Here is a 12,165-nt window from a genome sequence, read left to right on the forward strand (position 1 = left end):
TGGATGGCTGAGTATACCCTGCAGCAGTTAGCAGATCATGTTGGTGGTAAGGTTCGCGGCGACGCGAACCTTACTATTACTGGGGTGGGTACGTTGCAGTCAGCACACGCTCATCAAGTGGCCTTTTTGGCAAACAGTCGTTATAAAAACCAACTCGCAGAGTCTGGAGCGGGCGCTATTTTGTTGTCGCCTAAAGACGATGAAGGGAGTGGTATCAGCCATGCAATAGTGGTCGATAATCCATACGCGGCGTTTGCCAAAGTGGCACAACTACTAGATACAACCCCGGCCCCGGCCGAGGGTATTGCCGCTTCTGCGAAGGTTAGCGAGCGTGCAATAATTGGTGACAACGTCTCATTAGGCGAGTATGTAGTGATTGAGGCGGGCGCAACTATTGGCGCTAACGTCAGTATTGGCGCGCATACTCATATTGGTGCCGATGTCGTTATTGGCGACAATACCAAAGTCTGGTCGGGCGTACACATTTATCATCAGTGCCAAATTGGTGCCGATTGTAATATTCACTCAGGTGCCATCATCGGCGCTGATGGGTTTGGTTGGGCACCAGAAAACGGTAAGTGGCTTAAGATTCCGCAGATTGGCCGGGTTATTATCGGCGATCGGGTTGAAATTGGCGCATCAACGACGGTTGATCGGGGTGCGTTGGACGACACCATTATCAGCAACGGTTGTATTATCGATAATCAGTGCCAAATTGCACATAACGTGTTTATCGATGAAGACACTGCCATAGCCGGGTGCACCGTGTTAGCCGGAAGTTGCCGGATTGGTAAGCGCTGTATGATCGGTGGAGCTTCGGCGATTAACGGCCATATTAGTGTTTGTGACGACGTGCAGATCATGGGCTTTGCAATGGTGATAAAAGCCATTACGGAACCCGGTGTTTACGCCTCAGGTATCCCTGCAGCCGGCCATCGCGAATGGCGCCGCAACGGTGCGCGTTTCCGTCAGTTAGATGATCTGTTTAAACGCGTCAAAACGCTGGAACAGCAACAAAATGACAACGAATAACCAGGAGATGATGTGAAAGCCACGGAGTCTGGATTCGATATACAAGGTGTGTTGGACTTATTGCCACACCGTTATCCTTTTTTATTGATCGATCGCGTTATCGAATGTGATTGTGAGCATGCCATTCATGCGATAAAGAATGTCAGCTTTAATGAACCCATGTTTAATGGGCATTTTCCCGGTAAACCCATTTTTCCGGGCGTATTGCTGTTAGAGGGTTTAGCTCAGGCGGCAGGGTTACTGGGCTTTAAAATTACTCAGCAGAAATCTGACGCTAATGACTTGTACTTGTTTGCGGGTATCGATAATGCGCGTTTTAAGCGCCAGGTAGTTCCCGGCGATACGGTGCACTTTCATGTGACGTTCGAAAAAGAGCGCCGTGGTATCTGGAAGTTTTCCGGGCGCGCTGAAGTAGACGGCGAATTGGCTGCATGCGCTGATATCATTTGTGCGAGAAGGGAAGTCTAGTGATCCACGAAACGGCAATCATTGATAGCGGTGCATCGCTTGGCAAAAATGTCCGTGTAGGTCCCTATTCAATCATTGGACCCGATGTCACCATCGGCGATAATTGTGATATCCGCTCGCACGTTGTTATTAAAGGGCCGACGACTATTGGTCAGGACAATACCATTTACCAGTTTGCGTCGGTTGGAGAAGATTGCCAGGACAAGAAATATGCGGGCGAGCCGACTCGACTTGAAATTGGCGATCGTAACGTAATTCGTGAATCCTGCACTATCCATCGGGGCACCGTACAAGACCAAAGCCTGACCAAAATTGGCTCAGATAATTTATTGATGGCGTATGTGCACGTTGCTCATGACTGCATTATCGGTGACCATAATATTTTGGCAAATCAGGTGACGCTGGCAGGGCATGTCCATGTTGGCGATCAGGTTATACTTGGTGGTATGACCGGTGTGCATCAATTCTGTCACATCGGCTCTCATAGTTTTTGTGCGGTAAACTCGATAGTTGTGCAGGACATTCCGCCGTTTGTTATGGCGCAGGGCCATAACGCCCGACCTCGCACGATTAACAGTGAAGGGTTAAAGCGACGTGGGTTTTCACCCGAGCAGATCCAAAATATTCGCCGCGCTTATAAATTGTTGTACCGTAATAATTTGACGGTCGATGAAGCACTTGCGCGGATCGCTGAATTAAATGAGCCATCGTTAGATGAGTTTTGTCAGTTTGTTCAGCATAGCCAACGCGGCATTATTCGGCCGTAACTCGCCTCACATCCCATTATGACGTCAAACAAGTCGCTCACGATAGCTATTGTCGCCGGAGAACATTCCGGCGATTTGCTTGGCGCCGGTTTAATGCGCGCTATTAAATCTCAATCAAGTGTGCCTGTTCGTTTTGTCGGTGTCGGCGGGCCGCTTATGGCAGAGCAGGGCTTAGCCAGCTTCTTTCCAATGGATGACCTGGCAGTAATGGGCATTGCCGAGGTACTTGCTCATTTACCCAAGCTATTGCGGCACCGTAAAAATCTTGTCAACTATCTGGTAGAGCAAAAACCGGACGTTATGATTGGTATAGATGCGCCGGACTTTAACTTAACGGTTGAACGACGCCTAAAACAAAAGGGTATTGCGACCGTCCATTACGTCAGTCCATCGGTTTGGGCATGGCGCAAAGGACGCATTAAAGGCATAAAGAAATCAGTCGACCACATGTTGTGCTTGTTGCCTTTCGAAAAGCAGTTTTATGACCAGCATCAATTGCCGGCTACCTTTGTTGGCCATCCATTAGCCGATCAGATCCCGATGCAATGGCCGTGTAAATCGGCAAGGGAGGAACTAAATATTCAACTTGAGTCGCCGATGTTAGCGCTACTTCCCGGTAGCCGCACGGGCGAGATCGAGCGCATGGGGCCTTTATTTCTGACTGTTGCGGCGCGCTTGCATCAACAACATGCGAACCTGCAATTTATTGCGCCGATGATCAGCGACGCCCGTGCTGAGCAGTTCAGGGAAATGCACCAACAGCTTGCCGCCGATCTGCCGTTGACGATAACGGTGGGCAACAGTCGCGAAACCATGGCTGCGGCTGATTATTTGTTGCTGACGTCGGGTACCGTTGCGCTGGAAGCAATGCTAATTAAGCGGCCGATGGTAGTGGCCTACCGCTTTAGCGCGGTCACGTACTGGTTAATAAAGCGACTTTTTCACGCGCCGTTTTTCTCGTTGCCTAATTTATTGGCTGGCAAAAAGTTAGTGCCGGAGTTGGCACAGGACGAGGCCACAGAAGAGGCCTTAACCGAGCAGTTGCAGGCATTGATGCAATCCAGTAATGAGTCGTTGATTAGTACTTTTACTGATTTACATCGGCAGTTAAAAGTAAATGCCAGCGATATCGCTGCAGACGCTACCCTATCGTTAATTAATTCGAAAAAATCGAACCAAAAAGCCTAAATTTACCGCTAATAACACTAAAAAATAGACGCTAAACTGTAGCTATTCAAAATGCAGGAGGTGTTATGGGATTATTAGTCGATGGTCAGTGGCACGATAAGTGGTACGACACCGAAAAACATGGTGGACGCTTCGTGCGGAGCGAATCTCAGTTTCGTGATCAGATTACTGCCGATGGCCGGTTTAAGCCCGAGTCCGGACGTTATCATTTATATGTTTCTTACGCTTGTCCCTGGGCTCACCGGGCGCTCATCTTTCGTCAGTTGAAAGGATTGCAACAGCACATCGATGTTTCTGTCGTACACCCACTGATGTTAGAAAATGGCTGGGAATTTGCGGATAAGCCGTTACACGACGCACTTTACGACAGCGACTTCATGTATCAGCTATACCTTAAAGCGGATCCAAATTACTCGGGGCGTGTAACCGTTCCGGTGTTGTGGGACAAACAAGAGCAAACCATTGTTAATAACGAGTCGGCAGAGATTATTCGCATTTTTAACAGTGCTTTTAATGATTTGACCGGAAATTACGACGACTACTATCCCGAGTCACTTCAACAGCAGATTGATTCGATTAACGAGTGGGTGTATCACGACATTAATAACGGCGTCTATAAGTGTGGTTTTGCAACCCAGCAAGACGCCTACGAGGAGGCTTATGAAGCCTTGTTTACCGCGCTTGACCGGGTTGAGGACATTTTATCGAAGCAGACGTTTCTTACCGGCGATCAGCTGACCGAAGCAGACTGGCGGCTGTTTACCACGTTAGTACGTTTTGATGCAGTCTACTTTGGTCATTTTAAGACCAACCGCCGGCGGATTGTTGATTACCCCGGCACCTGGCGCTTTGTGCGACAGTTGTACCAGCATCCGAGAGTTGCCGAGACAGTGGTGATGGATCACATTAAACGGCATTATTATGGTAGTCACAAAACTATCAACCCAACACAAGTCGTGCCGGTTGGTCCGGATATTGATTTCATGCAGCCCGTTTAATGAGGTGTGTTATGTCAGATAAAAACAAGCCAGCGATAACAGGTCGTTTTCGGGGAATGCCGGCGCAAGACGGTGCCGGTGTTAAGCTAACGCGGGTGATCAATCAACCGGGTTTAAAGCATCAGGATCCGTTTTTGATGCTGGATGAGTTTCGCTCAGACAATCCGGATGATTACATTGCTGGTTTTCCGCCGCATCCGCACCGTGGTTTTTGCACACTGACCTATATGCTTGCCGGCCAGATGGAGCATAAAGATTCGGTTGGCAACACCGGTATCGTGGAAGCGGGCGGAGTGCAGTGGATGAAAGCGGCGCGGGGCATTATTCATGCTGAAATGCCAAAACAGGAAGAAGGCCTGATGTGGGGTTTTCAACTTTGGGTTAACCTGCCGGCAGCGGAAAAGCTGTCAGACCCTGACTGGCATGATTATCCTGCGGCGACGATACCTGAAATTAGCACGCCCGACAGCCGCATACGTGTAATTGCCGGCGATTATGCTGATAAAACAGGTCCGGTTAGCGCGCCGGGTCGTGAGTTTTTAATGCTGGATGTGATATTACAACCTCATGCGAAGGTCAGCTTACCATCACAGGGCCAGCAACAGCGTCTGGCCTATGTTTACAAGGGCTCAATCGACCTCAATGGCGAGCGCGTTGAGCGTGGTGAGTTATTACAACTTGATACCGAAGCAGCACTAACGTTGACGGCGCAAGATGAAGCCGGGGTAGTGCTGCTGGCAGCAAAACCCATTGGCGAGCCAATTGCTCAATATGGCCCGTTTGTAATGAACTCGTCGGCAGAAATTGAACAGGCTATTAACGACTATCAACGCGGGACGCTGGCGGCCAACCAGAAATTAGCGTAGGCCGAGGCTGCTGGTTTGTTCCTGTAAATAGTTATAACGCTGTTTGTGACTGTCCGATAGCGGCAGTCCCTGCAGCGTTTTAAAACAATTGGCGCATTCCCGCTTCAACACTTCCAGTTCGACTTTGCCGGTATTCTGACAATAACTTACAGCGGTTTGAATATAGTTCAGCGCTGCACCACTATTTAAAGGAGCCAGCTGTTGTGCCTCTTTAAACGTGGCCAATGCTTCTTTATATTTATGTTGTTCGTACAAACGAATACCGCGCTGGTGAACATCTCTGAAGGCGGCCTCGGTTTTTGCTGCCAGCTCACGCCGCTCTGACAACAGTTTGCGGGTGTAGGAATCGATTACATCGTCGCCGTCAGCTGCAGCAGCTAATTCATTAGCTTTTTCAAATTCGCCGAGGTCGAGTAATACAATAATAACGTCGGCCAACAGCTCGGTTGGCACCGGGTTGTTGTTAGATAAATCATCACCGACTGCCTTATTAAGCAACTGCTGTGCTTCACGCAAACGACCATTAAAGGCATCGATTCGTGAGACCAGGACTGACTCGAGTGTTTCAAACGACAGCTCAGAATACACCACATTCTCGTCATATCGTGACCGTTGCAGCTCCATGGTTGCCTCGGTTTGATATTTTGCGACTTTTTGGCGTGTTTCGGCATGCTCGGCAGCATCTAATATCGCACGAAGATAATTACACAGGTGTTGAACGTTTCTGAAGACGGACGTACGTGCTATCTGTAACACGTTATTCATTGCTTGTTTGGCAATCTCAAAGTCGCCGTTATCACGAGCAATGTTAGCTAGCTGCGTCTGGCGATTTATCGAGAACGGTGCCATATTAATCGATTGCCGCGCGCTGCTAAGTGCTTCTTCGTTGTTCTCTAATAGCAAATAGCATTGTGTTTTAATGTCCTGGGCTTCGATAGCATTGGGCAATTTCTTTAACACAGCTTCGGCAATCTGCAGGGCATCTTCGGGGCGCTTTTGCGATAGGCGGACTTCAGCCAGTTTTAGCTGAACCCACGGTTGTTTGCCTTCTGCCATCACCTGTTTAATCGCGGCTTCGGCCTGTTCCAGTCGCCCGGTTTTATTAAACAGTTCAATTTGCAGCTTTTGACAGTAGCCCGAGTAACGGCTTTGTGAATCAATATGGCGCTGACAGGCATTAATACAGGCATCGTAGTCCTGCTGATACAGTGAACGGAAAACATCTTTAAGCCACATTCTGCGCTTGTAGGCACGCACTAAGCGCGAGCGCAGTACGCGATGCGAGAATGGCTTTGTCAGGTAATCATCGGGTTGGTGTTCGAGGGCACTCAGCACCATGGGGCGGGTATTATCACCGGTGATAATAAAAAATATCGTGTCTTCTTTTAAAACACCGCGGTGCTTAAGCTCTTCCAGTACCTGACGGCCATTTTTACCGCGGCCAAGGTTGTAGTCCACCAACATAACGTCGAATGGTCGCCGCACATAGGCAGCGATACCCGCTTCGCCGGTACGTTTAGCTTCAACTTCCTTGGCGCCAAGGTTCAGTAGTAATCCCTTTAACATCACCTGAAAAGCTTTCTGATCTTCTATAATCAAGACGCGCTTATCGGCGAGTTCGACAGACTCACTCATGATGTCTTATTGTTATCCTTTTAACTCACTGACCATGTTAGGTTAATCGCTATTGCGTCGCTTTACTACGGTACTTATCGACTTTTTGCTTAAAAAGCTGAGGGGTTTTTTATGTTAGCAGCCCAGATAAAAGATGGACAGATTGAATGGCAGACCGATGCCGATGTACAACCGCAACAATTAGCGGCGGATGAGGTGCAAATTCGTATCGCGTTTGCCGGCGTTAATCGTGCCGATCTTATGCAAGTAGCCGGCGCCTATCCGCCGCCTGCCGGGGCATCATCGGTGCCGGGATTAGAATGTTCGGGAATTGTGACCGCAGTGGGCAGCGATGTAACCAAGTTAAACATTGGTGATCGCGTCGCGGCTTTGTTGGCCGCCGGTGGCTATGCCGAGTCGGTAATTGTTAGCCAGCACCAGGTATTAACATTGCCGCCAAGCTGGAGTCTGGCGCAAGGTGCTGCCTGGCTGGAGACCTTTGCTACTGCTTATTTAAATGTCTTTATGCTGGCTCAACTAAGCACGACCGATGTGGTGTTTGCGCACGCGGGTGCCAGCGGTGTTGGTAGTGCGCTGATACAGTTATGCCGAGAGCAAGGCAATCCTATTTATGTTACCGCGAGTGGTGACGATAAGTGTGCTTTTTGCGAAACACTTGGCGCCACCAAAGCGATAAATCGGCAGCAACAGGATTACGTTGAGATCCTCAAAGCACATGGCGGTGTCGATGTTATTCTCAACCCTGTTGCAGGTGATTCGATTGCACGGGATCAAAAAATTCTTAACCAGGACGGCCGCATTATATTGATTGGCTTGATGGGCGGTCGCGAAGGTTCCGTCGATTTTGGTCGCATGTTAATGAAGCGACAGCAGCTAATGGGGTCAACGCTAAGGGCCTTGCCCAGTGCTCGAAAAGGGGAAATCTTGACTGCAATGTGGCAGCAGTTTGCAGAAGCATTCAGTGCTGGGCGGGTCAGGCCAATACTTGATAAACAGTTTGATGCGCGCGAAATCAATGATGCGCTAGCCTATTTAAAAGGCAATAACAGTCAGGGCAAAGTCGTTGTGAAAATAGCTGAATTGGAGGATAGCCAGAACTGACCTAAAAGAAAGCGTGGTGGAGGGGGCAGGATTCGAACCTGCGAAGGCTGAGCCGTCAGATTTACAGTCTGATCCCTTTGGCCACTCGGGAACCCCTCCACACGAGGCGCGTATCATAGCAGTCTGATTGGTTGTGTAAAGGGCTAAAAAGAAAAACTTAAACAATTGCTGTCGTTGCCGATAACCCGGTTAAGGTTCTTGGGTTAGCGGAATTATGCCAGTAAACACGTCAGCAGCACACACAGTTGAATCCAGCGCACAGGCTTTTTTTGACCACCGGGCCAGTGCGGCTATGGCAGAGGGGCATGGTGCCGAGTTTGCATTGTGGTTAGCTGCTATGGGCGAGCAACCGATAAACGATGACGCGCCCGAATCCATTAACTGGACCAGGGAAATCGGTGCTGCCCGGGCTCGACCATTAGGCTATGATCAAGCAACAGTAGTAGCCTCCGGGGTTTACAATCAGGCAAACCAACTGAGTGATTTTAAATTACAGGATGCTGTACACCCGCAGCCGCTTATTGCCAATAGCGATCCGCAACGCTTACCACTGGAACTCATCGCAAACCTCGACTGGCAAACGCTACAACGACGCAAACGCAAGCAGCAACCCGAGGCGTTGCCTAAGCGCCGCCGCGATCCGGCCCAGCTTTATGATGTATTGCAGCAACTGGGGATAGAACCCAATCAACAGCTGATGTAAGCTTAGCCATATTAACTAACTATCGATAAGTTGTTGTATTGGCATGAGCCAGGTTCACCCGCAAGATGACGATAAGATAGATGCGTTTGTGGAACACCTATGGTTACATCAAGGGGTGAGTCAGAACACTCAGGCATCCTACCGCAGCGATTTAAGACGTTATTGCGATTATCTCGGGCAATGCAAACTACGGTTGCTCGACACCACAACCGAGGTGCTGCAGGATTATTTACTATGGCGCCGGAGCCAGGGGCTGTCGCCGCGGAGTACCTCACGTTTTTTAAGCGCAATAAAAAAGTTCTGCCAGTTTGCGGTTAAGCAAAGCTGGCTCAGTAACGATCCAAGCGCAAAATTAAAACGCCCGAAACTTCCCCAGTCAATTCCTCATTCATTAAGCGAGCAGGATGTCGAATCGCTATTGAATGCGCCTGATACCGACAGCGAATTGGGTTTACGCGACCGCACCATGTTAGAAGTACTTTATGCCAGCGGACTGCGTGTGACCGAGTTGATTCGTTTGCAGTTGCAGCAGGTATCACTGCAGCAGGGCCTGGTACGTATTATTGGTAAAGGTGATAAAGAGCGACTGGTGCCGCTAGGTGAAGAAGCACTGGACTGGTTGCAACGCTACTTAAAACATGGGCGTCCGGCGCTTTCAGGTAAGTCCAGCCCATGGATTTTTATTACGCAACGCGGTACCTTACTGACGCGCCAGGCGTTCTGGTACCGTATAAAACATTATGCTCAGCTTGCGGGGATACAGGCTCATCTGTCACCGCACACGCTGCGCCATGCTTTTGCAACGCATTTACTGAACCACGGAGCTGATCTTCGCGTGTTACAAATGCTGCTGGGGCACAGTGATTTATCCACCACACAAATTTATACTCAGGTAGCGCGGGAGCGGTTGCAGAGCCTGCACTCACAGCATCATCCGCGCGGTTAATTACGAGCAGGCAGTTACGAGGACACTATGAAACGAATTTTTTTTGCAGCACTGGGGATTAGCAGCTTATTAGGCTTAAGTTTGTCAGCGTCTGCTCAGCAGCCAGATACCAGTCGCCTGGAAGCGCTCGGTATTCAGGTCGCCGGTATTGCCGAAACCTCCATTGATGGGCTCTATGAAATTACCTCTAATCAAGGCATTTTTTATGTTTCTGAAGATGGTACCCGGCTTATCGCCGGTAATCTTTTTGACGTAACACAAACGCCGCCCAACAACCTAACCGAATCCGCCATGGCGAACTTACGTAAGGCTGAAATCGAGAAAATTGAAGACGAGATGGTGGTCTATCCGTCATCTAAAGAGCAATATGCGATTACTGTGTTTACCGATACGACCTGCGGTTATTGCCAACGTATGCACGAAAACTTGGGACAATACCTCGATAAGGGGATCACGGTTCGTTATTTGGCTTTTCCCCGCGGCGGTTTAAATAGCAAAGGCGGGCAGCAGTTGCAGGCGGTGTGGTGTGCAGAAAAACCAAAGCAAGCACTCACGGCCTTTAAAAATGGTGACTCGGTTAACAGCCCGAGCTGTGATAACCCGGTAGAAAAACACTATCGTATGGGACAGGCATTTGGTGTTACCGGTACCCCCGCTGTTGTTCTGCCTGACGGGCGTATGTTGCCGGGACTGCGTACCGCCGACGCATTGCTTGAAGCCATGCAGAATTAATCAGCGCGATGACTGATTTTGTAATTAGGCGGCACGCGCGCGTAGATGACAGTCATTTACCTGAAACTCTGCCGCCATTAATCCGTCAAATCTATGCCCGGCGCGGGGTCGAGAGTGCTGAGCAGCTGCAGTTGTCGGCAAAAGGGTTGTTGCACTTTGACAGCCTGCAAGGTGTCGACAAGGCGATTGACATTCTGGTGCAATCGCAGCATCGGCATATCACTATCTGTGGTGACTTTGATGCCGATGGCGCCACCAGCACGGCGTTATTGGTTACCGCACTAACTGAGCTTGGCTTTACCCGGGTCAATTACCGTGTACCAAACCGAATGACCGAGGGTTATGGTTTGTCGGTTGCCATGGTTGAACAATTAGCAGCACGCGGCACTGAGATCATTATAACGGTCGATAATGGTATTGCCGCCAACGAGGCTGCCGAGCGAGCTCAGCAGCTAGGGTTGCAGGTAATTATTACTGATCACCATTTGGCGCCGGCAACCTTGCCGCCAGCCGATGCCATCGTTAACCCTAACCAGCCCGGCTGTAACTTTGCCAGTAAAAATTTAGCCGGCGTCGGCGTTGCCTTTTATCTGATGTTGGCTTTGCGCGCACGCTTTCGGGAGCTGGGCACAGAGCAATTACCGAGTTTGGCTAACTGGTTAGATTTAGTTGCTTTGGGCACGGTGGCTGACGTGGTACCGCTGGATTACAATAACCGGATCATGGTACAGCAGGGATTAGCGCGAATTCGGCATGGGGTTTGTCGCCCCGGTATTGCGGCGCTGTTAGAGGTGGCCGGGCGCGATAGAGCGCAGCTACAGGCGGCAGATTTGGGCTTTGCGTTAGCCCCACGAATTAATGCCGCGGGCCGACTGGATGATATCAGCCTTGGCATCGAGTGTTTACTGGCTGACGGCGAGCGAGCTGCTGAGCTCGCGCAACAACTTGACCAGTTAAACCGCGAACGCCGGTCTATCGAGGCAGGGATGCGTGAGCACGCCGAGCAAATTGTCAGTCAGTTACAGTTTGATAATCAGGGCCAGGTGCCGGATCTGCTTACCTTATACGAACCTGACTGGCACGCTGGTGTTATCGGTATCGTAGCGGGCCGGTTAAAGGATAACGTGAATCGTCCGGTGGTCGTATTTGCCAGTGAAGACGAAGAAACGTTAAAAGGCTCCGCGCGTTCGGTTAAAGGCTTGCACATCCGCGATCTACTGGAACGCATAGACACAGTAGAACCTGGTATAATTACACGTTTTGGCGGCCACGCAATGGCAGCTGGCTTAACCTTACCAAAGCACAAATTAAGTGAGTTTACCCGTGTCGCCCAGGCAATCGCCAGTGACTGGCTTACCGAAGAGCAAAAAGAAGCGGTCTATTGGTCTGATGGTGAGCTAAACGACGACCAGTTAAGTTTAGATAGCGTATTACAATTGCAGCAAGCCGGTCCCTGGGGGCAAGGGTTCCCGGAGCCGTTATTTGACGGTCAGTTTTATGTGGTGTCGCAACGCATCGTAGGCTCACAACATCTAAAATTAGTGTTGCGTAGCCCTGCTGGGGGCGTGCTTGATGCCATCGCTTTTAACGTTGATACACAAGTGTGGCCTAATGAGAGCATTAGCCACGTTGAAATTCTATACAAGCCGCAATTAAATCACTTTAGAGGTCGTACAAACGTGCAGTTGCTGGTAGAGCAAATTCGCCAAGTGCGATAAACTGTGCGCTT

Annotated in this window: 12 protein-coding genes and 1 tRNA gene; 11 read left to right on the forward strand and 2 right to left on the reverse strand. The window is 49.8% G+C overall.

Going from position 1 to position 12,165, the window contains the following annotated elements; translation table 11 throughout:
* Positions 1-3: 3 nt before the first annotated feature.
* The 6 genes from lpxD (at position 4) to DEU29_RS00100 (ending at position 5,319) form a co-directional block, all read left to right on the forward strand.
* Positions 4-1,032 carry a UDP-3-O-(3-hydroxymyristoyl)glucosamine N-acyltransferase gene (gene lpxD, locus DEU29_RS00075; RefSeq protein ID WP_133538161.1) on the forward strand — a complete coding sequence of 343 codons (1,029 nt, stop codon included), beginning with the start codon at positions 4-6 and terminating at the stop codon, positions 1,030-1,032.
* A 12-nt stretch (positions 1,033-1,044) separates the two neighbouring features.
* Positions 1,045-1,500 (forward strand): 3-hydroxyacyl-ACP dehydratase FabZ, encoded by a 456-nt coding sequence (gene fabZ, locus DEU29_RS00080; RefSeq protein ID WP_133538162.1) that lies wholly within the window; start codon positions 1,045-1,047, stop codon positions 1,498-1,500.
* Positions 1,500-2,267: an acyl-ACP--UDP-N-acetylglucosamine O-acyltransferase gene (gene lpxA / locus DEU29_RS00085; protein ID WP_133538163.1), complete on the forward strand. Its 768-nt coding sequence runs from the start codon at positions 1,500-1,502 to the stop codon at positions 2,265-2,267. The genes fabZ and lpxA overlap by 1 nt, the downstream gene beginning before the upstream one ends.
* An 18-nt stretch (positions 2,268-2,285) precedes the next feature.
* Positions 2,286-3,455: a lipid-A-disaccharide synthase gene (gene lpxB / locus DEU29_RS00090; RefSeq protein WP_133538164.1), complete on the forward strand. Its 1,170-nt coding sequence runs from the start codon at positions 2,286-2,288 to the stop codon at positions 3,453-3,455.
* Between the two features lie 65 nt (positions 3,456-3,520).
* Complete coding sequence (locus tag DEU29_RS00095; RefSeq protein WP_133538165.1) at positions 3,521-4,453, forward strand: glutathione S-transferase family protein; 933 nt, start codon at positions 3,521-3,523, stop codon at positions 4,451-4,453.
* A gap of 11 nt (positions 4,454-4,464) precedes the next feature.
* The gene (locus DEU29_RS00100) at positions 4,465-5,319 is read left to right on the forward strand and encodes a pirin family protein (protein ID WP_133538166.1); all 855 of its coding nucleotides are present in this window, start codon (positions 4,465-4,467) and stop codon (positions 5,317-5,319) included.
* On the opposite strand, the gene DEU29_RS00105 is transcribed toward DEU29_RS00100, so the two are convergent.
* A complete protein-coding gene (locus tag DEU29_RS00105) occupies positions 5,311-6,954 on the reverse strand; it encodes a tetratricopeptide repeat-containing response regulator (protein WP_133538167.1) in 1,644 nt (547 codons plus the stop codon). The genes DEU29_RS00100 and DEU29_RS00105 overlap by 9 nt on opposite strands.
* A 111-nt stretch (positions 6,955-7,065) precedes the next feature.
* On the opposite strand from DEU29_RS00105, the gene DEU29_RS00110 reads away from it, so the two are divergent.
* On the forward strand, positions 7,066-8,055 hold the full coding sequence (locus DEU29_RS00110) for an NAD(P)H-quinone oxidoreductase (RefSeq protein ID WP_133538168.1): 990 nt from the start codon (positions 7,066-7,068) through the stop codon (positions 8,053-8,055).
* A gap of 14 nt (positions 8,056-8,069) precedes the next feature.
* On the opposite strand, the gene DEU29_RS00115 is transcribed toward DEU29_RS00110, so the two are convergent.
* Positions 8,070-8,154 (reverse strand) — tRNA-Tyr (locus DEU29_RS00115).
* A gap of 115 nt (positions 8,155-8,269) precedes the next feature.
* On the opposite strand from DEU29_RS00115, the gene DEU29_RS00120 reads away from it, so the two are divergent.
* Genes DEU29_RS00120 through recJ form a run of 4 tightly spaced genes read left to right on the forward strand, consistent with a single transcriptional unit; the run spans position 8,270 to position 12,154 of the window.
* Positions 8,270-8,758 carry a VC2046/SO_2500 family protein gene (locus tag DEU29_RS00120; protein ID WP_133538169.1) on the forward strand — a complete coding sequence of 163 codons (489 nt, stop codon included), beginning with the start codon at positions 8,270-8,272 and terminating at the stop codon, positions 8,756-8,758.
* A 43-nt stretch (positions 8,759-8,801) separates the two neighbouring features.
* Positions 8,802-9,704, forward strand: coding sequence for a site-specific tyrosine recombinase XerD (gene xerD, locus DEU29_RS00125; protein WP_133538170.1), 903 nt, complete (start codon positions 8,802-8,804; stop codon positions 9,702-9,704).
* Positions 9,705-9,731: 27 nt separating this feature from the next.
* Positions 9,732-10,436 carry a bifunctional protein-disulfide isomerase/oxidoreductase DsbC gene (gene dsbC, locus DEU29_RS00130; RefSeq protein ID WP_133538171.1) on the forward strand — a complete coding sequence of 235 codons (705 nt, stop codon included), beginning with the start codon at positions 9,732-9,734 and terminating at the stop codon, positions 10,434-10,436.
* Positions 10,437-10,444: 8 nt separating this feature from the next.
* On the forward strand, positions 10,445-12,154 hold the full coding sequence (gene recJ, locus DEU29_RS00135; RefSeq protein ID WP_133538172.1) for a single-stranded-DNA-specific exonuclease RecJ: 1,710 nt from the start codon (positions 10,445-10,447) through the stop codon (positions 12,152-12,154).
* Positions 12,155-12,165: the final 11 nt, after the last annotated feature.

This window comes from Idiomarina aquatica (assembly GCF_004362895.1).
Lineage (GTDB): Bacteria > Pseudomonadota > Gammaproteobacteria > Enterobacterales > Alteromonadaceae > Idiomarina.